The 23,961-nt window shown below is 55.1% G+C and carries 27 protein-coding genes and 1 pseudogene; 17 read left to right on the top strand and 11 right to left on the bottom strand.

What is annotated here, in order from left to right:
• The first annotated feature begins 1 nt into the window (after position 1).
• Positions 2-244, top strand: coding sequence for a hypothetical protein (locus tag TERRO_RS23195; protein WP_157178365.1), 243 nt, complete (start codon positions 2-4; stop codon positions 242-244).
• Between the two features lie 434 nt (positions 245-678).
• Here TERRO_RS23195 and TERRO_RS14680 read toward each other — a convergent pair whose 3' ends face one another.
• Both TERRO_RS14680 and TERRO_RS14690 read right to left on the bottom strand, forming a co-directional pair.
• The gene (locus TERRO_RS14680; RefSeq protein ID WP_014786475.1) at positions 679-1,884 is read right to left on the bottom strand and encodes an MFS transporter; all 1,206 of its coding nucleotides are present in this window, start codon (positions 1,882-1,884) and stop codon (positions 679-681) included.
• A 1,251-nt stretch (positions 1,885-3,135) separates the two neighbouring features.
• The gene (locus TERRO_RS14690) at positions 3,136-3,885 is read right to left on the bottom strand and encodes a DUF2130 domain-containing protein (protein ID WP_245536104.1); all 750 of its coding nucleotides are present in this window, start codon (positions 3,883-3,885) and stop codon (positions 3,136-3,138) included.
• Positions 3,886-4,039: 154 nt separating this feature from the next.
• Between TERRO_RS14690 and TERRO_RS23945 the strand changes: the two are divergent.
• From TERRO_RS23945 to TERRO_RS14700, 3 genes and pseudogenes are all read left to right on the top strand, one after another.
• A pseudogene (locus tag TERRO_RS23945) lies at positions 4,040-4,425 on the top strand (RepB family DNA primase); the annotation flags it as partial.
• A 123-nt stretch (positions 4,426-4,548) separates the two neighbouring features.
• Positions 4,549-4,776, top strand: coding sequence for a hypothetical protein (locus tag TERRO_RS23950; RefSeq protein ID WP_014786478.1), 228 nt, complete (start codon positions 4,549-4,551; stop codon positions 4,774-4,776).
• 322 nt (positions 4,777-5,098) lie between these two features.
• On the top strand, positions 5,099-5,527 hold the full coding sequence (locus TERRO_RS14700; protein WP_014786479.1) for a single-stranded DNA-binding protein: 429 nt from the start codon (positions 5,099-5,101) through the stop codon (positions 5,525-5,527).
• 48 nt (positions 5,528-5,575) lie between these two features.
• Here TERRO_RS14700 and TERRO_RS14705 read toward each other — a convergent pair whose 3' ends face one another.
• Positions 5,576-5,884 (bottom strand): hypothetical protein, encoded by a 309-nt coding sequence (locus TERRO_RS14705; RefSeq protein ID WP_014786480.1) that lies wholly within the window; start codon positions 5,882-5,884, stop codon positions 5,576-5,578.
• Between the two features lie 264 nt (positions 5,885-6,148).
• Between TERRO_RS14705 and TERRO_RS14710 the strand changes: the two genes are divergently transcribed.
• Positions 6,149-6,415, top strand: a complete 267-nt coding sequence (locus tag TERRO_RS14710; protein ID WP_157178367.1) for a hypothetical protein — start codon at positions 6,149-6,151, stop codon at positions 6,413-6,415.
• Between the two features lie 71 nt (positions 6,416-6,486).
• Here the strand turns inward: TERRO_RS14710 and TERRO_RS22185 are convergent, their stop codons facing one another.
• Complete coding sequence (locus TERRO_RS22185) at positions 6,487-6,933, bottom strand: MarR family winged helix-turn-helix transcriptional regulator (RefSeq protein WP_014786482.1); 447 nt, start codon at positions 6,931-6,933, stop codon at positions 6,487-6,489.
• A gap of 112 nt (positions 6,934-7,045) precedes the next feature.
• Here TERRO_RS22185 and TERRO_RS23710 point away from each other — a divergent pair, with 112 nt between their 5' ends.
• The 4 genes from TERRO_RS23710 to TERRO_RS14735 all read left to right on the top strand — a co-directional run bounded on the left by TERRO_RS23710 (position 7,046) and on the right by TERRO_RS14735 (position 9,387).
• Positions 7,046-7,966 carry an FMN-dependent NADH-azoreductase gene (locus TERRO_RS23710; RefSeq protein WP_014786483.1) on the top strand — a complete coding sequence of 307 codons (921 nt, stop codon included), beginning with the start codon at positions 7,046-7,048 and terminating at the stop codon, positions 7,964-7,966.
• A gap of 14 nt (positions 7,967-7,980) precedes the next feature.
• Positions 7,981-8,388: a hypothetical protein gene (locus tag TERRO_RS14725; RefSeq protein WP_157178368.1), complete on the top strand. Its 408-nt coding sequence runs from the start codon at positions 7,981-7,983 to the stop codon at positions 8,386-8,388.
• 163 nt (positions 8,389-8,551) lie between these two features.
• Positions 8,552-8,785, top strand: coding sequence for a hypothetical protein (locus TERRO_RS22740; protein WP_157178369.1), 234 nt, complete (start codon positions 8,552-8,554; stop codon positions 8,783-8,785).
• Positions 8,786-8,874: 89 nt separating this feature from the next.
• Positions 8,875-9,387: a hypothetical protein gene (locus TERRO_RS14735; RefSeq protein WP_014786485.1), complete on the top strand. Its 513-nt coding sequence runs from the start codon at positions 8,875-8,877 to the stop codon at positions 9,385-9,387.
• Between the two features lie 731 nt (positions 9,388-10,118).
• Here TERRO_RS14735 and TERRO_RS14740 read toward each other — a convergent pair.
• Both TERRO_RS14740 and TERRO_RS14745 read right to left on the bottom strand, forming a co-directional pair.
• The gene (locus TERRO_RS14740; RefSeq protein ID WP_014786486.1) at positions 10,119-10,532 is read right to left on the bottom strand and encodes a hypothetical protein; all 414 of its coding nucleotides are present in this window, start codon (positions 10,530-10,532) and stop codon (positions 10,119-10,121) included.
• Between the two features lie 68 nt (positions 10,533-10,600).
• A complete protein-coding gene (locus tag TERRO_RS14745) occupies positions 10,601-10,888 on the bottom strand; it encodes a DUF6980 family protein (protein ID WP_014786487.1) in 288 nt (95 codons plus the stop codon).
• Between the two features lie 278 nt (positions 10,889-11,166).
• Between TERRO_RS14745 and TERRO_RS23510 the strand changes: the two genes are divergently transcribed.
• Together TERRO_RS23510 and TERRO_RS14755 are read left to right on the top strand one after the other, a co-directional pair.
• Positions 11,167-13,020, top strand: a complete 1,854-nt coding sequence (locus tag TERRO_RS23510) for a DUF6438 domain-containing protein (protein WP_281047900.1) — start codon at positions 11,167-11,169, stop codon at positions 13,018-13,020.
• Positions 13,017-13,460 (top strand): hypothetical protein, encoded by a 444-nt coding sequence (locus tag TERRO_RS14755; protein WP_014786489.1) that lies wholly within the window; start codon positions 13,017-13,019, stop codon positions 13,458-13,460. Before TERRO_RS23510 ends, TERRO_RS14755 begins: the two co-directional genes overlap by 4 nt.
• A 73-nt stretch (positions 13,461-13,533) precedes the next feature.
• Here the strand turns inward: TERRO_RS14755 and TERRO_RS14760 are convergent, their stop codons facing one another.
• From TERRO_RS14760 to TERRO_RS14770, 3 genes are all read right to left on the bottom strand, one after another.
• Positions 13,534-13,911 (bottom strand): hypothetical protein, encoded by a 378-nt coding sequence (locus tag TERRO_RS14760; RefSeq protein WP_014786490.1) that lies wholly within the window; start codon positions 13,909-13,911, stop codon positions 13,534-13,536.
• 98 nt (positions 13,912-14,009) lie between these two features.
• Positions 14,010-14,321, bottom strand: coding sequence for a hypothetical protein (locus tag TERRO_RS14765; protein ID WP_014786491.1), 312 nt, complete (start codon positions 14,319-14,321; stop codon positions 14,010-14,012).
• 62 nt (positions 14,322-14,383) lie between these two features.
• The gene (locus TERRO_RS14770) at positions 14,384-14,722 is read right to left on the bottom strand and encodes a low molecular weight protein tyrosine phosphatase family protein (protein ID WP_014786492.1); all 339 of its coding nucleotides are present in this window, start codon (positions 14,720-14,722) and stop codon (positions 14,384-14,386) included.
• 1,460 nt (positions 14,723-16,182) lie between these two features.
• Here TERRO_RS14770 and TERRO_RS23955 point away from each other — a divergent pair.
• Together TERRO_RS23955 and TERRO_RS14785 are read left to right on the top strand one after the other, a co-directional pair.
• Complete coding sequence (locus tag TERRO_RS23955; RefSeq protein WP_014786494.1) at positions 16,183-16,869, top strand: Crp/Fnr family transcriptional regulator; 687 nt, start codon at positions 16,183-16,185, stop codon at positions 16,867-16,869.
• 855 nt (positions 16,870-17,724) lie between these two features.
• Positions 17,725-18,537 (top strand): TIGR03435 family protein, encoded by an 813-nt coding sequence (locus TERRO_RS14785; RefSeq protein WP_014786495.1) that lies wholly within the window; start codon positions 17,725-17,727, stop codon positions 18,535-18,537.
• A gap of 314 nt (positions 18,538-18,851) precedes the next feature.
• Here TERRO_RS14785 and TERRO_RS14790 read toward each other — a convergent pair whose 3' ends face one another.
• On the bottom strand, positions 18,852-19,583 hold the full coding sequence (locus TERRO_RS14790; protein WP_014786496.1) for a hypothetical protein: 732 nt from the start codon (positions 19,581-19,583) through the stop codon (positions 18,852-18,854).
• 137 nt (positions 19,584-19,720) lie between these two features.
• Here TERRO_RS14790 and TERRO_RS14795 point away from each other — a divergent pair, with 137 nt between their 5' ends.
• Together TERRO_RS14795 and TERRO_RS14800 are read left to right on the top strand one after the other, a co-directional pair.
• Positions 19,721-20,215: a hypothetical protein gene (locus TERRO_RS14795; RefSeq protein WP_157178372.1), complete on the top strand. Its 495-nt coding sequence runs from the start codon at positions 19,721-19,723 to the stop codon at positions 20,213-20,215.
• A 179-nt stretch (positions 20,216-20,394) separates the two neighbouring features.
• Positions 20,395-20,712, top strand: a complete 318-nt coding sequence (locus tag TERRO_RS14800) for a hypothetical protein (protein WP_157178373.1) — start codon at positions 20,395-20,397, stop codon at positions 20,710-20,712.
• A 193-nt stretch (positions 20,713-20,905) separates the two neighbouring features.
• Here the strand turns inward: TERRO_RS14800 and TERRO_RS14805 are convergent, their stop codons facing one another.
• Positions 20,906-21,478, bottom strand: coding sequence for a hypothetical protein (locus tag TERRO_RS14805; RefSeq protein ID WP_014786499.1), 573 nt, complete (start codon positions 21,476-21,478; stop codon positions 20,906-20,908).
• Positions 21,479-21,909: 431 nt separating this feature from the next.
• Here TERRO_RS14805 and TERRO_RS14810 point away from each other — a divergent pair, with 431 nt between their 5' ends.
• Positions 21,910-22,749 (top strand): TIGR03435 family protein, encoded by an 840-nt coding sequence (locus TERRO_RS14810; protein WP_157178374.1) that lies wholly within the window; start codon positions 21,910-21,912, stop codon positions 22,747-22,749.
• A gap of 214 nt (positions 22,750-22,963) precedes the next feature.
• Entirely contained in the window at positions 22,964-23,818 is an 855-nt protein-coding gene (locus tag TERRO_RS14815; RefSeq protein WP_014786501.1) for a TIGR03435 family protein, read from the top strand.
• Positions 23,819-23,961 lie beyond the last annotated feature (143 nt).

The raw sequence follows: 23,961 nt of genomic DNA on the forward strand, positions 1-23,961 counted from the left end.
CTTGAAGCCCAATCTCTCCAACAAGCTAGCTGAGCAAGATCAAACCTTTTTGCTTCGACATTTCAGCGATGGGCAGACCCCGGCGTATGCACTCGCTTTCCGCAGCATCTACGAAGCGGCTCCAGCCTTTTCCGCAGGCGCCCTGCCGAGATGCGAGTTCTCTTGCGGCAGCAAGCCAGTAGACCACAGCAACGTCGCTGTCCTCGATGAAGAGGTCTACCTGCTCAGACTCGTGCGCTTCTGACCATCTCACATCCATGTGGCTGAGGCTAGCAGCGCGACGTTGTTCTCCACATAACACTTTCGGGCCTGGAGGATGCTACAAAGGACTGGGTTGTCTGGATGCAGCTCACTCCGTCGCTAAGGTTCGCGTAACGCTATCGAGTGAAGAAGAACGCCTTTTTATCCGAGGCGAAATTGTTATTCCACGCCGGTAGGCAGAGACACTCGAGCAGCTCTAGCCAGACCTCCAGCTGTTACCTCATATATACGGGTCGTACCAAGCGCATTGGACCGCGTTGTTGCTGGGCTCACGTTTGCACTGCTGATCGATCCACGGCGGGCCAGTCGTTAACAGGGCAGCGATACCGCGCGGCTGCGAACTCGGCACCTTCCCAAGTCCGACACGAAGGCATCGGCACTCAACGCGGTTCGATGGATCTGCGGTGAGGGAGGGTATCACCGTTCTGAGCCCTGCAGGGCCCGATCTCCAGCTTTGACCGGCAGCTTCGTTTCCAGAAGCATGGCCCCTGTCGCAACAATGATTCCACAGACTGCGAGCACGCTCAGGGCTAAGCGGAGGCCAGCGATCGTCGCGATACCTCCGATGATCGGCGGTCCCGCCAACAAGCCAAAGTATCCAACCGTCGATACCGCGGAAATGGCTGGCCCCGGACCGAGCCTTGTATCGCGACCGGCAGCACCAAGAATCACCGGCACGATATTCGCGGTTCCTACGCCTGTAAACATGAGCCCCACGGCAGCTAACGTGTACGACCGCGAGAGCAGCACCAAGCCTACGCCCCCAGCAATGAGTAGTCCGCTTGCCTGGAGAATCCGCCGACCAGAGAACTTACGCGCGACCGCGTCGCCGCAGAATCGCGTTACAGTCATGGTGATCGCATACGCTGCATAGCCGGCAGCGGACATTGATAGGGTCGCGCTGATATCGGAATGCAGGTATACAGGTGCCCAGTCCGCCACTGCTCCTTCGACCAGCAATCCAAAAAAAGCAAGGATGGCTAGGCGCATCAGAGCCGCGTCAGGCAACACGAACTTTGCAGCCCTTTGAGAAGGGGTCTTATCACTCACTAGTCGAGGCAGGGCGCCCGCGCACAGCAGGGCAAGAATGGCTGCAACAAGGGAGAGGTCCGAACGAACGGTGCCATTGTGATGCAGCAGGGCTCCAGACAGTGCAGCTCCTGTCAAGCTACCGACACTCCAGCAGCCCTGCAGAAAACTCATGCTCGAATGCCCATAGTGCTCCTCTACAGCAAACGCCTGAGCGTTGACCGATACATCCAGTGCGCCCTTCACGGCGCCGTAGAAGCCAGCAAACAAGATCAACGATACGAAACTCTCCGACTGCGCCAGCAACAGCATGGATGCGCAGTAAGTAACGGCCACCATGCGGATCACGACCCGACTCCCAAACCTCGCGATCATCTGACCGGTCAGGGGCATGGCGAGCAACGACCCAACGACCAGGCTAACCAGGACAAAGGTCAATGAGCTGTTCTCCAAATGAAGGATCTGCTTGAAAGCTGGCACGTGCGACGCCCAAGCGCCAAAGCCTATGCCATCCACCAGAAAGAGTGTCGCGAGTGAGAGACGAGGCTCAGCCGTTCTTAGTGACCGGAGCCATGCCCTCTCGGATTCTTGCATCGATCTCTTAACCTTCACTGATCCAGCATGTAGTGCGGTCGCGATTCTGTCCAATAGGAGACTTGATCGGTTCTGATCATCAGCGGTCGCTGGCGGAAACCCGCGCCGCCTATGATCTTGCGCATGACCCCATGGACCGGACGCGTCATCTTATGCATCAACCTCCGCACCTCTATGACTTGAGTCGCGGCTTTCTGAGCAAGCAAATGAGACCTAAACTCGACGAAGCCTGATTCGGACATTAGGGGCATTGATCTGCCGGCTGAAGAAGTGGTACTAGCAGCTATCCCGAGCAACGAGCCGTAAGCGACCAGTAGAGTCAAATCGCGAGAGAAATGCACCGCGTGGCCGACTGGAGGGACGACACATCTCGCCACTCGGGTTCAGACGTATTCTGCAAGCGTCTAAACCTTTGTGGACATGCAGCAAACAGAACTAATCGAGTACATCACTGAAGGCATCATCAGATGTCTGGACAGGGATTACATCTTCGTTCCGTCCGAAGCTGCAGATGATGTTGCGCAGCTTGCACTTCTACGGGAATACGTCGCTTTAGGCTTCGCGGCTGAAAGACAGTTGCGGATACCTCAATAAGGCAGTTGAAGAAGCCTGGGAACGCGCAAGTAGCGTAATAAGTGAGTGCGCCCTTCGCCAGTCCCTAAACCATGCCTTTGCCTTACAAGTTCCAGAAACTTGCGGCGATCGCGCTCCGCTTCAGATGATTAGCCAGCAGACGCAAAGCGCCGGGCAGATCCCGTCTGCGCCTCTGTCCATTTCTCCAGACTTTCACTCATGGCCTTCTGCTGCGGCCTTCATCTTGGCGATAGCAGCCTCAACAGCCTCGTCCGAGATGCCATGTGATTTTAGGCGCCGACTGAACTCCTGAACGATGTTGTCTTTGCGTTGCTGCGCTGCCATCTCGGCCGATGCCTTAGCTCCCTGCTGTTGATGTTGTTCGCGCTCTTCGGGAGACGCTTTCTGGCTTAGGTTGCTCCACTTGAAGGAGCATCATTGTCTCCTCAAATATTGAATTCTTGCGTGCCTTTGTAACAACAAGAGTCGTACATTCACTACAGTCTTTGTCGCGTCCCCGCATCAAGGACAGCAGGAACTTATGCCTGCCGCATAGACCGCACAGCATCTGTTTAGTGAAGCAGCAACAGACGACTGAGCGTTCAACAACAGTAGTTTGATTGACGGTCCGAATGCATATGCAAAGCTACAGCGCCGAATAAGGGCGGTGCGTCCGCGCTATTCCAGCAACAACGTTTCACTCAGCGCCTGGATCTCCGCAAGGTCGCGCCCGGCTATTCCTTGTACGTCTCCAAAGATCCCTGCTGTCGAATCAAGCAGCGTATGCAGCTGTGCTTCACGTTTGGCCCACCGCCTCATCGTCGCTTTCTTCTCGTCCGCCAGATCCTTCTGCATCTCAGACCACCGCTCTGCAATCGCTTCGATCCGCCCCCGAAACTGCGCGCCCATCAAGTAGGCATAGAGCAGCTCACTCTTTGCCTGTTGACCCTCCGCATTCCGTCGCTGACCGGCAAGTTGGAGAAGCGAAGCTCGTAGAGCTGTCGCAACCGGAATGGTACAGCTGAGCGAAGAAATCCATACGCCGTCGACCTCATTGAAGTGCTGCACATCAGGCGGCATGGCTTGCGAGACGATCACCGCTAGATCGGCGCGTGCACTGCGTTGATCTCCTCTGAGCTTGGGGAGCCATGCCGACTGCCAGATTTTGGTCCGCTTGAACTCCCAAAGGATGCGGCCGCACTCTCGACCGGAACTGTCGCGCACGATGTGAACTGTATCGCCGCCGAACTCGCCCTTCGGGACGGGTTGCAACTCATCGAAAGGAAACTGGCGCCTGAGTTGGTCCTCCAACAGCAGCTCGAGCGTTTCGCCTTGGGACTGCTGAGAACCCTGCTGCGCCTTCCGGCTAGCCTCCTCAAGTTTGGTCGCAAGATCCTTGATCTGTCGTTCCTTCTCGCTGAGCTGCAAGCTCAGACGCTCGCTCGCCTCGCTTGCAGCCGCGGCACGCACTTGATCCAAGCGTTCACTTACTTCCTGTTCTACCTTGAGCGGGATCTCTCGTTCGCGATCCTGAAACTCCCGTTCCCGGCGCTTCAGGTCTGCTTCACCTTGCTGGGCAGTCGTGAGCTTTGCGGACAGCCTCTCAGTTCTCAAGTACCGCAATGCCCGTGGCTCCCATATCTATATCCGTCCTTCTGGCGAGCATCGCTACACCGCCCTCGACGATCTCTCCGAGATCTCGCTGGCGAAGCTCACAGCTGACGGCTTCACTCCGTGCGCCGTCGTCGAAACCAGTGCCGGCAACTTCCAGGCTTGGCTCAAGCACCCGGTAGTCTTCCCAAAGCTGTTAGGAACCTTCGCAGCTCAGACGCTCGCAGCAGCCTATAACGCTGACCCAAGCGCCGCGGACTGGAGCGCTTCGGCAGGCTGCCCGGCTTCACCAACTGCAAGCCCAAGTACAAGAAGCCCGACGGCCTCTTTCCCTTCGTTCGCCTCAAGAGCTACAGCGGCAAGCAGTATCCGCAAGCACAGAACTTCGTCCAAGAGATCACCGGGCTCTACGAAGCACGGGAACAGGGGCGCCAGGCACGGCGCCTGCAGGCTTCTCTTGCTCCCCAAAGGGGACGGAGGTTGTCCACTCTTTCGCTGGAACGCTTCCGCACCTCAAGCAAGTACCAGGACCGGCCTGCCGCAGCAGACATCGCCTTCTGTGTCGCCGCTTACGCGAACGGCATGGATGAAGCTCGGATAGAACGTGCCCTCGAAGACGACTATCTCTCCCGCGATCCCAGCCCTTCCAAGCGGGCTTCCTACATCCGGAGGACCATGACGAAGGCGAGAGACTGGGCTAACCGCTAAGCCGCTATTCTTCATCACCATCGTCTTTTCCAGCATGGGTCGTGGAGGTCGTCTCTGTTGTTCTGAGCAGGCTTCTGCAAACTACCGTCCATGAGTGAGAAGTTGAGCAGGATGGCTCCCTCCCGGTTTGCATTTCTGTTTGCATTCAGCGTGCCGCGCCAAGAGCATCCACGCCCTTCGGACGCACGCTCTCCCTCCTAGAACCCGCTACGCGCCTCTTCGAGGTATGGACTCCTTGCCCCAGGCAAGCTGGGGTCCCTTTCCATAGCTTCCAGTCAATCGCCGAGGGAGTGGATGGCGACGGCACACCCTCCGGGCAAGCATGTACCGCATCCAGCGGACAAACCAAGAGAAACGGAGCCAACACCATGTTCAACAAAGTCATCCTCATCGGCCGCCTCGGACAGAACGCAGAAGCCAAACTGCTCAGAACAAGAACGAGTACGTCATCCTTAACATCGCAACCCAGGAGAGCTGGAAGAACGACAAGGGCGACTACGAGAATCGCGCCGAGTGGCATCGCGTCTTTGCTTGGAGCAACCTCTCGAAGTTCGCAAAAACACTCCAGAAAGGGCAACTCATAACCCTCGAAGGAACGCTTCGTTACCGCGAGGTCACTGAAGATGTCGAGGGTGTGCCGTACAAGCACCGGCTCGCTGAGATCCATGCCATCAGCATGAAGCGGCTCTCGAAACTCGAAGCCGCTGATGATCCCCCGATGGAGCCAGCGAGTAAACAAAAGGGTGGATGAGCTTCTTGCTCATCCACCCTTCAATACTTTGGAGTCGGTACGGACTTGCTACTTTGCGGATTCCTTTGCCGCCGCCCAACGCCTCTTCTGAGCAGCTGCGATGCGTGCCTTACCCTCCGCACTCAGGGTGCGCTTCGCCACAGCCTTCACAGGCGCCACAACCTTCTTCGGCCGGCCTGGACCACGCTTAGGAGCTACAGGCTTTGCAATAACGTTCGCAGGGGCAGCGGCCTTCTTGGGACGGCCCGGGCCACGCTTAGTTGCGGCTGGCTCGGAGGAGCCACTGAGAAGAGCGCGGGCTTGCTGAAGCTTGGCAATTTCGGCATCGATAGCGGAAACGATCTCATTGGTATTCATTTGCTTAGGTTAAATGCGGCAAATTGAAACGGAACCATTTCTCGCCAGCAGACTAAATCATGCGTGCTCAACATGGAGGGTCACACCGCCCCACTAAGGTCTGCACCTTCAGTCAGGATCTCCGTCTCAACCGGCAGTAAAGGGTTGCGTATGTACATACGCAACTCCTCTAGTCGAGCTCCGGTAAAAAGCCGTTTGTCCGTTTAAATGCGTTCTTTAAAGCGGGCTCACTTAGCGCCAACCACGTGCTATGCTGGGCCAATCATGAGGCGAAGAACAGCCGAACGGATGACGCTCTCGCTCTTTGCGGAAGAGGAAGACCTAAGCGCAGGCGAGCTGCAGGATGCCGTCCTCCGTGGCGTCAATGAGATCGCTGAAGATGAGGGCCTTCGACCTCTGCAGTGCTTCACGATCAAAATGCCGTTGCCGCTCGATTTGGAATTCAAGCGAGAGGTGCAGCTGCTGCGGTCAATCTCTAACCCAGAGACTAAGCAGCACTTCACCATGACTGCTTCGTCAGTTATGCGATAGCAGCAAATCGAAATTCCCATGTTCTTCCCCACTTACCTAAATGTTGGTGGGATTAGGAGAGCGGTAGGGGACTAAATCCCCGCCGCAATATCGATGAACGCCCGGGTTGCAGCGTCTAGATGAGCCTCCATTTCGCGGGCTTTGCCCTTGCCCACCAAATTCGTAACAGCTTGATTAAGTTCTTCTCTCACCTCCACGCAGGCAGCTTTCACGGACTCACCCCGCGACGTCAGTCTGACAACCTTGGCGCGCGTATCGGTAATGTCCGGAACTTGCTCGAGGTAACCATCACGCTCCATCTGCTTCACCTGCTGGCTCATTGCTTGCTTGGTCACTCCCGCACGCTGTGCAAGGGTAGTTGACCGCGTGCCGTTTTCATCAAGGAGCCACAACAGACTGGCCGACGCAAACGGGAAGTTGACGTACCCGCGCTGGCCGAGTTGCGTCACAACGGCGGCCGCGTGAGCACGCGTTGCGGTCAGTAGGGCCCGAGCGACGTTAGGAGAAAATGTACTCATTAAATTGATGGTAAACCTGGTTGACTAGATGGGCTGCGCGTGCGAGTCTAGTTAAAGATAGTCAATAGCATTGACTGTCTATCGGACCGTTATACGGCCTGAAAGGAATCATATGGCAACCCTTCTTAATATCCAATCAAGCCCCCGCGGCATAGGTTCGCTCTCTCGTATCCTCAGCCAGGACTTTGTCACCGAGTGGGAGAAAAACCACGACGACGGACAGGTGGTGCTTCGTGATCTCGCAGAGATCCACCTCCCCTTTGTCGGAGTGCCCTGGATTGGCGGCATCTTTGTTCCCCCAGAGCAGCGATCGGCAGAGCAGCAGCATGCACTTAAAATCTCTGACGAGTTAATCGCCGAGTTGTTTGCAGCTGATCACATCCTGATCGGGACACCGATGTACAACTTCACTGTTCCGGCAAATCTTAAGGCCTGGATCGATTTGATCGTGCGTCCGAGAGCTACGCACTCAGGGCCGCCAGAACGCAAAGGGCTTGTCACGGGAAAGCGCTGCACAATCATCATTGCTTCGGGCGGTATATACGATGAAGGCCTCCCCGCGGCTGGCTCAGACTACGAGTCCGGTTATCTCAAGCGTATCCTCAGCTTCATCGGGATCTCAGACGTTGACGTTGTGATGGCAGGTGGAACTGTCGCAGCTACCATGGGTTCGGCCACTATGGAAGGCTCTGATTCACTTTCGGTGATGAGCGCCGTTCAGCCGCGAAAAGAGCGCAGTTTCCCGCCTCGGTCGCCGCTGAATGAAGTAGCGCGACCTCTTAAATCCTTCATTCTTCAGCAACAGCTTAGGCAATTCCATATCAGAGTGGGAGGCTTCACCAAAAGTGAACCAGAACCAATAAATGTCGCTTTTTTGTCACGCTCTTTGTCGTATCCACTCGTGACGACAACGCCTGGGCAAAGCCGCGGCCGACGTAAGTTCTTGATTCTGATAGACCGGCTTTCGAAGCACGACAAGCAATGTGAGAGATTTACGACATTTAATGTGATCAGCCAACGACACGGAATGTGAAAAGCTACAGCACGATGTATGAAGCGAAAATGGAATCGCCATCAACTCCGAGGTTCAGAGGCGTAGGAAGGCTCCCCGGCGTATGGGCGGGTCTTTGCTGCGGATCTATTTTTCTTCTCTTCGCGTTCCAAGGCAAGATGGGTATTGCAAGAGCTGGAAGCTTCTCTGTCGCCGTACTGTTCGTTGTCGGATACGCGGCATGGAACTTTCGGCGCATTCGCGCATTCTGGTGCGTCATGGCGGCGCTCACAATCATTCATCTGGCGATAGTGGTGTTTGTGCCATGGGGAGATGAGCGTTTGCCAGGGGCGGTCGTTGTCCCCTTCAGCATGATTGATTTTCTTCTGAGCTTCGTCTGCGCATATAAAGTCCTGATGCGACGCATCAGCGACGGACGGTCGTCAGCGCAGGCTGCAACGTAGTCCATTGGATCCAATCGCGCTAGTTCGGGTGACGCGGCGCGACGGAAGCAGAAGGACCTCTCGTTCCCGCAAAGTCGGGTTTTCGGAAACAGCGGCTTCGGGAGTTTCCGAAAACGCCGTTTTAGGGGAGCAGCCCGACGTCTCCCGCGTTAGCATGGCCGACATGGCGACATTTATCCGAGCAATCTTCTCAGTCCTAGTGGCGCTTGCAGCTTTCGTTGTCTCGTTTTTGGTAATCTTCGTTCCCATGCTGTTCCTAGACATGCACTACGCTCCCCATGACGGCCAGGGAGGGATGAGCGGGTTCTTCATCGGTATTCCGGTGGCGACCATCGCCTCTTTGCTTGCTGGGCCGTTGTGCTACGTACATGCAAAGCGGAAAAAGTGGTTTGCCTGAACGAAAGGCCCACGTGTACGGTTTCCGAAAACGCCGTTTTTCACGAGATTGGCTGTTAGGAACTCTAGAATCGTTCTCGAGAGGCTGCCATGAAGAGGATAAACGGCGCGCAAAGGGGCAATAGTTACAACCACATCCGCTTCTTTGACCAAGATGGACTGCCTTGGACCTCTCGACTTCGCTGGGGAATCATCCTCTTCTGGGTCGCATCAATTTTCGCTTTCCTCGCTCCTCTCGTCGGAATTTATCTGAGCGTTTGGCTGTTGTCTAAAGGACGGTCGGCCCTTTCGCTCATCCTCTATTTGGCGTTGTCGGTGGTTTGCGTACCAGTGTTTCTCGCGTCATTCCCCTCGCGTGGAGTGATGTCGAGCGTTGAGATCGCCTTCGATGTGTCACTCATGGTCTTGTGGCTGGCAAGTGCATTCTCGCTTAGGCATGAAGTGATCCTCTATTACTCGGGCCGCGAGGGCATTCCGTTCCCGCTCAACCCAATCCTTACCGCGCTCCTCGGACCTTGGTATGTTGGTGGCCATCTTAGGCCGGACTTTCCATTTGACGACTCCGGCAAGGTAGGCGAAGGCATTCTGAAATTGACCGTCTGATGAGTCATCGGAACGCAGCCTCCCGAAAAGTCGGGTTTTCGGAAACAGAAGCGTCGGGAGTTGCCGAAAACACCGTTTCCCGGGAGCTACCGTCGGGGAAAGCCGCTGTAGGAGATGTGTATGCCCTTCCAAGAGTCTTCTTGTGTCAGGGATTGCAGCCGTGCACATCCAGTGCAGCTCAGTCTGAGCCTATCTTCGGCAAGCCACTCTGCGAGTACATGAGTACCAGCTGTCTCAGATGATCCATCAACTTGATTCTCCGCAACGTACACATCGTCCCCCCAAGGGCGAAGGCGCGGGCGCAGAGCGACATAGACCTCATCGGGGCCCGCAGTCGCGCCGTCCAACCGAACGTATACGACAAAGTTCCCGTGAGGGCTTTTCGTCACTTGCGTTAAACCGACAGTCCTTTCGAACTGGTAAAACCAAGCGGCCAACAGAAGTATCGCGGCCCCAACTGCAGCCGTTAACCACTTCAAGGAGCTTCTCAGAATTCCCATAGCTTTTCTCCCCCGAGTGTACATTTCGTCTGCACGGGCTGGTGTGCGATGGGACTACCTGAATCCTGCCTGGATGGAGAGCAAGAAGTTCTTCCTTCAAAGTCGGGTTATCGGAAACTGCAGCCAGACTCCGATAATCCCGTTTCTCGGAAGAACCTCTACGGGGCCAAGAACCATTCAGTTGTTTCTCGCCACTCAGCGTCCTCGTGCCAAGCCACCTGAATCCACTCGTCATGCGAGGCATAGAAGCGAAAGTCTGTGGTCGTGCTCGCGCCTGCCACATCGAAGATGTGAAATCAAACCGAGATGGAGGATGTTCCGAAACTCATTCGCCTCAGCAGCCGTGAAGACGTGGAAGTGAGCGTCTTTCAACGAGCGACGTTCACCCAAGTAGCGGCGGTAAGAATAGAACAGATCCATGTTCTGTGCCAAGGGCCATACATCCCAATCGGTAATGTCTAGGCAGGCGATAGCACCTTCGCTCGTGACGAGGTGGTTGGTAAGCATGTTCGCGTAGGCACACCGTCTGCCCACATCCTTCGTGACCTCGGTTCGGAAGGTGTCAGGTGCAAGGCGAGTCAGGTGTTCACCTAGATTGTTGGCAATGAGGAATCGCTTTGCTTCCTCTGGATTCAGCACTTGCATTTGTGAAGTTTAGGCCACGAACACCTTGTTCGTACGGTGGCTCCCGGAAAGTCGGGTTGTCGGCAACTTCAGGGCTGGGGCCGTGCTTTCCACCATGCATCGGAGAGGAATTCTGTAGGAATGGCTTCGTCGCCCATCTCGAAACCTAGGGATTCAATCTGCCTAAACCAAGCGTCACGAATCCTACTGGGAAGCATTTTGCCACACCACGGACAATGCTCAATGACGATGAAGCTGGACCCCCCATCGAGCACGCGAATGCCGTACTCGCGGAATTTCGGTACATACAATATGGCCGTCTCGCCCGCAGCGAGATTGGTCGCCATCAGTTCGCAGCAGTGCTTATCCAGTCTCATACCGGCCGCTAAATGATAACCTCCCGCGAAGTCGGGTTTGCGGAAACTGCGAACTCGGAGGTGCCGAAAACACCGTTTTGCGCGAACGGGTCTACTGACGACAAGCCGACTACCGGTATAAATCCGCTCAGGTATTGGACGTATGCTTCTGTGAGCGCAACGGCGGGCTGGGAACAAAGTGCCAACGTTTGGGGTCTAATAATGCGAACGGACGTACATCGCGAGGCTCTATGGTAGGCATCTTGGCAGCGCTGCTCCTCATAAACAGCAGTTTCCTAATGCCTGATGACGCGCACAGTTCGTACCCTTCGATCTCTTATGAAGTGGCGCGGGCGCACGAAGTCAAGCCGCATCGCCGGACAATACCGGTCGATGGGGTCAGGCCCGGATTCAATCAACTACACCTAACGCTAATCGTGTCACCAACGGGTGATGTGACGAAGGCAGACGCAAGCGGAAGTGACGCAGACCTAAAGTTTTGGCCCTCTCTTCAAGGAGAAGTTGGACAGTGGCGATTTGAACCGTTTGAGAAGAACGGTATTCCGGTCGCAGTCGAGGTAGAGGAGTACATCGACTTAGTGCCACCGGAGCGCTTGCCCAAAAGGCACGTGACCGCTCCAGCGATTCGGCCAGATTCCAAGGTGATCATCACACTGGAGAGGACGGGATGCTTTGGGAGTTGCCCTTCTTACACTGTGGCGGTGTCTACGACCGGTATTGTCTTCGATGGCCGAAGCTTCGTAGTTGCCGAGGGCAAGCATGCAGACACTGCAGACGCGGACGAGGTGCGAAAGCTCGCTAAACGCATCGTCGAAACGGATTTCTATTCCATGGATGACAGCTATACTGCTTTGGTCACGGACAATCCTACTAACGTATTGGCTGTCTCGATTGATGAGCACCGGAAGCAAGTTGTTGACTACGTCGGGGCGTGGGAGGGCATGCCCGCTGTCATCACTGAACTCGAAGAACGCGTGGACACCTTAGCGCGAACGCAGCGCTGGATTGAAGGCGACGACGGTCTCGTTCAGGCGTTGAAAGCTGAAAAATTTGATTTCCAGACCTTTGCAGCCCAAACAATGTTGAAAGCAGCGGCGGCTCACGGCCGGACCGCTACGGTTCAGCAGTTCCTCCAAGCTGGGGTTCCGCTCAAACCAATTCCTAGGCCAAAGCTCGGCAAAGAAGAGCCTGGTAATTCCTTTCAGCCAGTCGGACTGCTGACCTCCGCCAGCCACCATCCCGCTGCACTTCAAGAACTAATTAACGCTGGCGCAAGCCGTAGCGATCAAAGTGACAAAGACCTGGCGCTGGTCGGCGCTGCTCAATCAGGAAACGTCGAAGCTGCGCGTGCCCTGATCGCTTATGGAGCCAACCCCAATGCTGACCTGAAGAAATTGACGATTACGCAGGAGGGCGGCGGGATGACGATGCAGGGATCTGGTTCCGGAAGCGTCCTGATTTACGCCGCTGAATCCGGGAATCCTGCAATGGTTCGCGAAGTTCTTCAGTACCACCCAAAGCTGGAGACACATGACCGGGAAGGCAAAACCGCTATGTTTTCAGCGGGAAATTACCGATCCAGCGATCAGGATGGGGCAAGGGTTGAGTGTGTACGCCTACTGGCGGAAGCTGGAGCCAACGTCAATGCCCGCGATAACGACGGAAATACTCCTCTACACGAGACGTTTCTCACCGATGTGGAGGAGGAACTGCTGAAGCTCGGCGCGAACGTGAATGCTCGTAACAATGATGGGGAAACTCCTATCTTTACCACCGTGGACAATGATGGAATCCCACTCTTTATCGAGCATGGTGCCGATCTCAACATCCGCAACAAAAAAGGCGAAACTGTAATGGAAGCAGCTCAGAGCAAAGGGCCGCTGCGGCAGGAAGCGCTACGCAAAGCCATGCAGAGCGCGTCACCTCAAAAGATCCCTGCCCCGCTCAAAACCCGGAACTCAAGTCGGCACCGTTCGCGTGGACACATAAGTTTTCGTGCGCCGTTGTCGTCCCTCGCACGCCCTTGTTCCACAAAAGTCGGGTTCTCGGAAACAGGTGTCGGGACTCTGGAAGCGCCGGCATTCACGCATGAGAGGGCGACACAACGCTGCAGCCTAAAATTTGAACTATGAAACATCGAATCAGTCCGAAGCTTGCGTATGCAACAGCTGCCGTACTGTTCCTTATTGCCGTCATTCCGGTGCCAGGACTGGTCGCTCCAGACTGGACGGTCACCACCCTAGACGCCTCTCACAGGCCCATTTCAGGCATTACGGTCCGGGAAGTATGGAAGCACTACAGCTTGGAAAGCATCTCCCACGAGGAGGATCACGTGACTAACAGCACGGGACAGGTGCATTTCGCTCGGCGACAGCGGCGGAGCAGCGTTGCGGGACGCTTTCTTGGCTGTCTAGGGCAAGTCCTCAGTACCGGGGCAGAAGCCAGTTGTGGCCCTCATTCCTACCTCGTGGCCTTTGGAAAAGGGATCGACACGATGGACTGGCAAGATGCCGAACAAGAGAATGGAACTTCAGAACCATGGCAGAGCTCCACTCTGATCCTGAAGCATTAGGCCGTTCCCGAAAAGTCGGGTTTTCGGAAACAGCGGTCCAAGAGCTGCCGAAACGCCGTTTCGGAGAATAGGATCACCGCTTGGATGAGTCCTCGTAGGCGTACAGGTCGGAAATCTTTGGCACCTTGAAAGGCTTATCCGAGCCAGCCAGGGAGTAGACCTCCAAGGAGCTTAGCTGTTTTCCCAAGGCGAACAGCATGACTCCAACTTCCTGCCCATCGACAGTGCCGAGATGATCACTGATGATCCTTTCCCCAATGCGGCTCAGAGGATTGCCTTCAACCTCGAAGTAAACCGTAGGGCACCCACATTTACATCGAGCCATGACGGTAAGGCTCTGCAAGTCATCCGCGTACTCTTTTGCTTCGGGCTCACCATGCTCAATGAGCCAGCCAACAACAGCAGCTTCCTCTTGGCTGATTGATCGATGCAACGGTTCAAGATCTTTCATACCAACCTGACGCTAAACATAAATTTCTAAATCGGGTTTGCGGAAACAGACAATCATTATCCTCCGTCAGACTCCCTGAAAGTCGGGTTTTCGGAAACTCATGATGGAAACGCCATAAAGAACGCGCAGACGCCGGTGACCCCGATAGCCATGAAGAGGGCGCGTCGGCCAGTATCACCACCAGCTTCGAATCTTAGGGAGACGACGGCAAGTGGGACCGCCACAACTGCGCAAACGATCTCGCCTAAAAAGTAGATGGCCGATAGATAGGCAGAGACGATGTACGAGGAAAACGAGAGTCCTAGGATCAGCAGCAGGACTGACAGCTGGATACTGGCAAGCACCAACGACACTAGAGCAAGGGTCGCGCCTACGTTCTCTCGCTGCTCACCGAACCATGCGGATCTCATCCGGCGATGATACTTCTCCCCACTTGTTCCCGAGAAGTCGGGTTTTCGGAAACACCTTACCTCTAGCGGACGGGATGGCTGACGGGTAGGTGAGGGAGAACTCTCTCCTTCAGGAGTTCGACGAGCCGAGGATCCATGTAGCTGTACTCATCTCGAATGCCTAGAACGATGAGACGCTTCGCTCTCAGACGTGCACCGAATCGTTGATTCAGCCGCCGGCGATGAACACCTTCCATCGCAAAAATCACGTCAGCCCAATCTACGAGATCGGTCGATACCTCCTGCTCGGAGTCAGAACCGGTTCCTGCTGACAGAACTTCGTATCCATCCAGCATCGAGAAGACGGCTTCGGCAGTAGGGCTACGTAACCTGTTGCGGCTGCAGACGAATAGCAGGTTCATGCACTGCAAATACTACAGGCGGCGCTCCATCCTCGAAAGTCGGGTTTTCGGAAACACCGACGCTTCCCTGCCAACTGGCGACCGTGCGACGGTTACTTGGGCCTTCTCATTCGTACCCATCTGTCAGGCGGCAGGCCTTGCTGACGATATCGTCGGTGTCGGGATGTTTGGCTGGCAGGTCATGTCTCAGCGTCACCTATTCCGAGCACAAGTCCACAACCGGTTCAAGACACGTTTTACTCACGACACAGGATGTCGGTCAGTTTCTGCAATGACCCGTTCATGTGTGCCAGACAAAGCTGCAAGTCATCATGGGAAACGTTGGGGCGGCTCATCAGGAAGTGGACATCGTGCATGGCCTCGACCTCGGTGCGGCACAAGTCCAAGACTTCCTTTTCGCTCAGAAGCTGTTTTGGTGACGTCTCCATTTCGCTTCCGATGCCCGGTCGGCCAACACAAGATGCCAACTTAGTTCGCGCCTATTTGCGCACTCAAGGCCTCGTGCGGGCGAACGTCGGATGGCCGACACACGGATTCGTGCGAAGCGGAAGACAGTAGATTAGCCTCAGTACCTTAGGATCTCGTGACCGTCTTCTCTTCGGTGTCCGGACGTGTTTGCGACGTCCGATTTCCCTATTCCGCTAAAGTCGGATTGCGGAACAGCGACCTCGAACTTGCAGATAACGCCGTTCGAGAGTGAATCTTCGCTTCGCCGCTCCAAGTCGCCGCCGCATACCTAGAGACTACGTTGCTTGCTCGGCAGCAATATCGCCTAAGCGGCGGTCATCAAGCGCCTCGTTAAACGCGGCCCACCACACAAGCTGCTCAAGCCTAAGGTCTTTGCAAGAGTGTGCAGCTGCCGTTGCTTCACATTCGCTAGTCAGGTGGCTGTTTGCAGCGGTGCGGAAGCATCTCAAACAGATCCAATCTTCCGACCCATCTGCGTCTCTTCGGCACATAAAAAATGGCTGGATGGGCATGAACTCAGACGATACCTCCAGCCCGTAAGTGTCTGCCCCGCGGCCGACATATCGTGTTGTCTTGTTAATTAAGGACGAACTCTTTAGGGCACTAGCTGGCACGCAAGCTGACTCCGAGCGATGTTCTTCGACCGAAGACCGCACGCGCACCATCCGCACCGAACAGGTCTCCGTATCCACGTCAATGGCCTCGCGTGAATGGCTAAAATCGGTGGCCGGGGAAGTACTTACCGAAAACGCCCCATCGCCCTGCGTTGTTCATCAGCCGGGAAGAAAACGGGAGAGACGCAGGTCGTTTACAGTTTTGGCCGGATGTGTCGGCTGTGAGACATCTATGATTCAGGGGGCATGAGAAGGTCGAATACTGCCTGTAAGCAACGATCACGCTTTCCGGCATGTCACCAAAAAAGTGAGAGGGATATGCGCCCTACTGGAAATCTTTTGCTCGATGGTCTTTCCATTCCATTGCGGGAGACGATCATGTCGTTTGCGCGTCCATGCCCCTTGAAGCCGCAGACCCTTCTCGTGACATCTGATGCCGATCCAAACAACCTTGTCTTTCTTACCTCCGGTCTCGCTTCTCTTGTTGTGACAATGAGCGACGGCCGAACATGTGGTGTGAATATGGTGGGCCGAGAAAGTCTGATAGGTGCTTCATCTCTCTTGGGAAGCGGTACAAGTCATCCCACTTGCGTCATGCGCACCTCTGGTAGCGGCCTGCAGCTGCCTAAGCCCTTTCTGCGGCGGCTGCTGATTGACTCACCGGAATTCCAAGAACAGATTCTGGCAGCAGTTCAAAGGGAGATAAACAGCACCGCACAAACATCAGCTTGCAATCTGCGACACCAGGCGAATGCGCGACTGGCGAGTTGGCTTCTCAACGCGTCGGACCTCATGGGATCGTCCGTTTTCTCGATGGAGCAGAAGCATATTGCGGAGATGCTCGGCACAGCTCGCACGACGATATCTCTCCTTGCCCAGCCGCTCACCTCTCGCGGGCTAATCAGCGTAAGTCGGGGAATCATTCGCATCTTCGACAGGCCAGGTCTTATGGAAGCAGCGTGCGAGTGCTATGAGAAACGCAGGCATTTCTGTCTCCCTGCAGCGGTGCTCGCGGCTGCCACGGAGCCGGCTTTCCATGAGACCGGATTTCGCCCTGCAGCATGAGAGAGCGGCTGGAGACGCAGCTCCGGTGCTGGCCCGCTGTGGACCAGTTGCATCGGTGGACGTTAGGCTTGATTGCTCGTACGGAGATGGTGGCGAAAGTATGACAATTTTAAGGTGTTTGAGGCGTCTTTCCCGATTCACACTGTCGCTCGAAGCGCGACGTAGAGCGAGTCATCGAATTTGTAGAGTCTGCCATACCAAGCTCCGTAAACGAGCTTTGGAGCCATACCAGACCGGCGGCTATTGCTGCAGTGATGTCGAGGCGTGCAAGCGGTACCGAAGGCTGCATGCCATGCAAATCTACAAAGGGCCGGAATGCCGAGCAATGCTACGACCAGAAGCAGCAAAAGCTCCATTCAGCTGGCGACACCCGGTCGTTGGGGTAAGCATGCATTGGCGGGGGAAGTTTCCTACTGCTGAAGCTACCGTTGTCACTATGAGCAAGCGGTTGCCCTAGAGGTGTCACTTTCAGCCTTTCCTAGCGTGATGTTTCAGCGTTATCTGGCGTATGTTCTGCGACGGCGAAGCCGATTTGATCCGCGTCGGAAGTTGGCTTACATTCTCAACCGCGCGTTACAAAAGCGAATCAGGGGACTGCTTGCATCGCTGGCCGGCTATCCACCGGATTACTCACAAGAATGCGACATCTCAGGACTAACCCAAGCTCTTCGTGTCACATGCGCAGGTTACTGACCAAAGCCGCCAAGGCGGGCGTTTGCTGACGTTGGCTCGGATAGTAGAGCAAAGCCCGATCTTTTGACCGTCTAAGGGAACACACCTGGCCATTGAGTCGAGTACACTTCTCTCGAGCAAATTGACAGACATGAACCCTGTGTCTATGAGGAAGAGGTCTGTGTGCGGAAGAGCAGAACCCTGGTCATTGCGAAGATGGCGCTCGCGACTCTGTTCTTTGCTGCCTTCTCTACTTCTGACGCGCAAGACCTGCGGGTCTTCTACGACGTGACAACAGTGAAGCCACATGCGCCAGGTGATTCCAAACTTGACTGGCGTTCTAGCACAGACAGCTTCGCGGCGAACAATGTAGACCTGAGGAGCTTCATTGCGAGTGCTTGGGATGTACGACCAGACCAAGTCGCCGGTGGTCCTTCGTGGATTGGCGATGAACACTGGGACATGATGGGTAAGGTCACAGAAGCCGACCCTGCTGCGATCCAGAAGCTTAGCAAGGCAGACGTTCTGTCGATGCAACAGAAGTTTCTCTCGGACCGCTTCCACCTGCGCATTCATCTTGAAACTCGAACCAATGCCGTTTATGACATGGTCCCGATCAAGGGCGGGATCAAACTCCAACCTCTTGGCGCGGGTGCGGACGGCACACTACCTAAGCGCCTCGGGATTAGTACCCGCAACTCGGAAGATGGCGGGGTGACGCTACTCGGGCGAGGAGTGGGGATTTCCGGCCTGATAAGGAATGTAGCTTCAAACCTGCATCGGACCGTGATAGACAAGACGGGACTGCCTAATGATGCCCTGTTCGACTTCACGCTTCACTTCGCACCGGACGCAGGCATGGGGGCTTCGGTTCAGACTGATGCTTTGCCTATGCGTGAAGCCCTAGAGCAGCAACTTGGACTTCATATGGAATCGGCCCGAGGCCCCGTCCAAGTTGTGGTGATCGATTCCATTGATAAGCCGACCCCAAACTGACATCAATTTGGCTCTGCAACCACCTTCCGATTCGGAAGATGACGACTCTGAATACAACCGCAGGGTGGATATGACTGATTTTCCCGAGCCAGTGCTAGTCGTCCGCTTTTAGGAAGTCGTGACACATCCGCGAAAGCCGTTCGGGAAGGTTGCGATTAGTCCTAGTACAACGCCGTTGTGGGAGGTTGGCCTTTGAGGTGAATCCATCATTCCAGCAATGCGCATCTCCTTCGCAGCTTCGGTGACGACCGACCAAATGGCCCAGCCGCGCCGATTTGTTCACAAGACTTGGCTCTGCAGCACCGTAGAAAACCCTATTGCTGCGTCAAGCGCCGATAACCTTCTCCGAGGTTGGACGGCAAAGTTGGTGCTTCCGGCTCAGGTAACCAGAAGGCGATACACCAGAACAGAAGGACACCCTGATACACAGAGTTCCTCATGTTTTCAAGGAGCCCGAAGTGCTCCGTCGTGCGCCAGTAAGCATGCAGCGTGTCAATAGCGAAGGCGGACAGTGTCCATACCGTTAGCCCAAAACTCTCGCGCGCGATGTAGCTGCGCCAATCCAGACCAAGTTTCTGCATTGCACGAATCACCGCGACAAAGAGAAAACAGACAAGCACCGTGGAGAAGAGGCTTGCGCGCGCCGCCAAGCCATCAAGAACATTACTCGCTGCTGGCGTTATATATATCGTGAGCACAACCGCGAATGTTGGCCCGAGAGTAAGGGACGGAATGAGCGCCTTTTTTGCGCCTTCCACCCATTGTCCATCTCGTTTGAGAGCAGATCGAGCGATCTCCGCTACGACTGCGATCTGGAGTAGGAAATCGCCCAAAGCTCCGATCCAATACACCACGCGGTAGCTTTCCTTGGATCCAAATCGGTACGCCAAGAAGCACGACAGCGTATAAAGCAAACCGTAAGCGATCCAAGTGGCAAACCACGGCACGACCCGCCATCTGACCTTCAGCGTCAGCACGAGAACCAGGACCAAACGAAGCATCGGGTCGAGCGCCCAAAGCGCGATGTCTAAAAGAGACAGCTTCACCGATAGCCCCTTCCGAAAGGGTATCCGATCTGCTGTTTGCGCAGAAGTAAGGTTCCTCGGCCAGATCACGCATGAGCTTAGGACAGGTTCCGAAAACACCGTTTTCCGGGCGCGGCGCAACTTGTATGCTGGGTCCAATGAAAGCCAACACGCTGCCGTTATCCCGTGCAAGAGCTAACAGCATTGCCGTTGTAGTCACCTTTGCTCTTTTCTTCGGAGCGTTATGGGCTGCTTTATACGGCTTACATGCTTTCAGTCCCTTTGATTACGGACGACTGAAAGCCGCTTTAGGTCTTTCTACTGTGGTCGCAATACTCGGCATGGGGGCTTGCGTAGCGTTACCGAAGTCCGGAGTGATGAGGTTCCTTGAGCAGGGCTCTGTGATCAAAGCGTTCGGTTGGCTTAGTGTGATCCTCGCGCTCGACTCTATGCTCATTGAGCCCTACGTCAGCTACCTCGCCCCGCGATTCGGGCTTGATTACTCTCTTCGATGGCAGTTTCAATTGATTGTTGCGGGTCTGCTTGCGTTAATAGTAGCGATCACGAAGCGGACTTGGCGGTGGGTTCCGTTCTCACTTTTGGCAACTGCCTTCGGCTTGTTTTGGCTTCTAATGATTCTCGTGCCGGAGTAGGTTGCCGGTCCTTCCTTGAAAGTCCGGTTTTGGAAACAGTGCGGGCCAGAGAGTTGCCGAAAACACCGTTTTGCGGGAACGCGCGCTCAAAGAGCGGGTATGCATGTGCTGGTGGGGTTGCGGATACTGGTCACTTGGTATCGTTAAGCCGACAGCCTGTGTTGCTTTGCATGAGGACAATGATGGGTCTCAGTCTTGGCGAACGTCTCTTCATCCCCTTGCTGTTTGCGGGGATCTACTCGATCTTGGCGGTCGGCTTCATGGTTTCGGTTGGAGGACGCACTCCCCGGCTGAAGATCATTGCAAGGTACTCCATACTGCTGATCCTAGGCATCATGTACTGCATGTCTTGGCATGAACAACTAAGTGCCCTGACCGGATGGGCAAACGCATGGATCGGCGCAGCGATCATCTTGACGGCAGTGATCTTCGCAGGCTGCAAAGCGACGCTTTCGCGACGAACGCACCATGATGTTGCAACTGGCGTGAAGGGGTGACGTCAACGCACTCGCTGTTTCCCGGAAAGTCGGGTTTTCGGAAACAGTGCCGATTGGTGTCGACAAACGCCGGCGTCGTCACGTGTGCACTGACCTCGCAAAGTCGCGTTTCCGGACTAGAACGGTTGCAGTTGCCAAAGACGCTGTTTCGCGGGCTAGCGTACTGGACTAGCTGATGAATCTCAGTCCGTCGCTAAGGCTTCGCGTAATGCTGCTCGGGTGTTTCTGCCTTCTGGCGTGGAACAACAATTTTTGCTTCGGACAACAGGCGTTCTGCTTCGCTCGATAGTCTCGGGGGAACATACTCAGCCGAGAACGTATAGGCGCCTGATCGCAGCACGCCAAAGCCAAGTGGCCAATTCGCTGGAAATCGATGAGACTGCCCTGGACGCAGTACTATCCACTTCTCTGTGAGGCTGCTAATTGTCATAGGCGGCGTTGGGTGCATGCCTCCACCAGGGCCACAGCTGCCCAGTCCAGCACCAATCCCTTGTTCACTGCCGTTCGCCGGCATAAATTTCCACGGAAAGCGAATGAATCCGTTTGACGAAGGAGTGATGCAGTCGAGTTCTGGCGGCGGAATGCTAAGGTTTCCACCACTGACATTAGTGAACACGAAGGTGAAGCCGGTTGGCACACCATCCGCAAGGGAGGTCGCCAGAAGTTCGATTGCGATTTCAGGCTGCGTTGCCCGATCCGGTTCTGACCAGATGCACTCGTGAACCATCATCAAACAAACCGCCAGACAAAAGGCCCTCATTTTCATGGTCGCTCTTAGTGGAGTTTATCAATCCTCTTCCCGCAAAGTCAGGTGTTGGCAAGCGGTGCGGATTGGGAACGATAAACGCCGTTGTAGGATGTTGGCCTTTGAGGCGAATCCCTCAATCCAGCAATGCGCATTGACGCATGTGCCGACATTACGCATTTCTATAATGCGATATCGTCGTTCACAGCGACGGTGATGTTCTGCTCCCAACTAGAAAGCGTTCGGTTGTCGGATCGAGGCGTGCCCCAGGAATTTGATCTGCTCCAAATCACCACCGGCTTTGCGGCAGTGCTATCACTTTAAGGACGTTACCCTATACGGCAGCAGACTACTTCGACCTGAATGGCGATTCATCACCCATGAAGAGACACGCGTTTTTACCGGACGGGAAGTGTACGGTTCGTGCTCCAGGCATAGTGTTCGCACTGCTGATGGCGCTTGCAGTTCTCAACTACTCATTCTGCGAGGCCCAGCATCCCTCTCCCGACTCGCGAGCAGTCGGCCACAGCTTCGCGACTGTTTCCATAAAGCCCAGCAGTGGTGATGGGAATTTGGACTTTGGACCAATTGGAACTGGGTACCGGGCACGCAACTCACCTCTGTTGTGGGTCATCATGCAGGCGTACTACCCACAAACGATGGCGTATTGGAGGAAGGAACGTTTGCTGAACGCTCCTGACTGGGTTCAGTCCGTGAAATTCGACATTGACGCCAAGCTAGAAGATAAAGACTTGGAAGGGTTCGCAAAGCTGACGAGCGATGAGAAAGCACGGGCCCTGGCTCCCTATCTTCAGGCCATGTTGCGTGATCGTTGTATGCTGCAGATCGCGGAAGGCCAGAGCCCTGGGAAGTACTATGCGCTTACAGTTGGTAAGAGGGGCCTGACAATCGACGACAAGACACCGCCTATCGCCGGAGGCATCCCTCTTCCTGACGGTGGAAGCTACAAGCCGATCTACTCAGAAGCTGTTAAGCAGCACGTGCTGACATTCTCCGACGTTTCCATGTCCGATTTCGCTACTGTGCTCACTGGCCTGATTGGTGAAGACGGCTTGCCGATCCACGATGAAACAGGGCTAGTAGGACGCTTCAACTTCACCCTATTTCCAACAGATGCTCAGTCCATCGACCGTGCGGCGGAGAATGAGCCGACGGGCACTGCCCCCAGCACACGATGGAACATCGGCGCGCTGGGCCTCAGCCTTAAGCAAGCTAAAGGTAATCTCCCATCACTCACCGTGGTCCATATTGAGAGGCCCAGTGCCAATTGAAAGAGACATCGGACCATCCTACTGCTCAGCCGCGCACATGTCATACAGTGCTACCGACATGTCTCAAGGTGGGTGCGGTATATTCATCCATCATCCGCCGACACGCTGATGAGCTGAAACCGGAGCGCTACGACACGACGGATGTATCGCCTACCGAACGTGGTCACTCCGCGTCCTAAGGTCTGTGACCTAACGCTTTAATCGGAGCATGAGCATGAGACATCGTTTCCGCAACACCCTTTGTCTTGCAGCGATCCTTCCCCTTTGCTTTGTCCAGCGATCCTCAGATCTCTTAGTCCAAGGTCCTCATCCTCTAAGGATTCCAACGGGCAGAAGCGAGTTGATACGATCATTCGTTTTCGATGTCGCCAGCATTCGACAATCTGATCCTGGGATGCCAGTGCGGCAACATTTCAACAGCCCTAGCCACGTTGGCAGCGTTGACGCTGTGATGCGACTCAGTCAAGTGATCGGCGAAGCGCTTGATGTCAACTTTAGGTTTCAGCTTGCCGGCGGTCCGGACTGGCTTGATCAACAGACCTTCGTGGTTCATGCAACTGCCGAAGCAGACGTCGATCGCCAACTTGCCTTGATGTCGGATGAAGAGGCCAAAGCTGAAAAGCGTCGAATGCTACTCCGCCTCTTGCAGGACCGATTCGGATTTATCTACCACTACGAACAACGATCGGGCTTAACCTATTTCCTGTCTGTGCAGAAGGAAAACTCGGGCTTACAGCCTGGAACCGGACAGCAACCAGGGTCTGGAATCGTCTCCAGCGGCGCCCCTTCTGATATCCGCCTCACGGCCCATAACGCAAAGATGAGCCAGTTCGTAGGCCTAATGAGCTACTACCTCAAAGCGCCGGTAGTCGATCAGACTGCTCTGAACGGAACTTACGATTTCAAGGTCCATTTCAATGCGAGACCGGATCTGCAAAGTGGCGATGTGGATTCCGGACCTCTGCCGGAAAAAGCTCTGTCGAGTCAGCTTGGATTGAAACTGGTACGCGGTAAGGCACCAATGCGGATCGCTGTGATCGATGCACTGAAAGAGCCGTCGCCAAACTAGTGGTGTTGCTCCACTGAACCTGCAGCTAGTTGTGCAGCATGTGAACTGCCAAGCTCTAATGAGCTTCATCGATCAGATGACTCCATCTGATGGGTAATGAGAAACGCCGATCTCGTCACTTGAGACCCGTTGGGCCATTCAAG

Origin of the sequence: Terriglobus roseus DSM 18391 (assembly GCF_000265425.1) — a bacterium.
Lineage (GTDB): Bacteria > Acidobacteriota > Terriglobia > Terriglobales > Acidobacteriaceae > Terriglobus > Terriglobus roseus.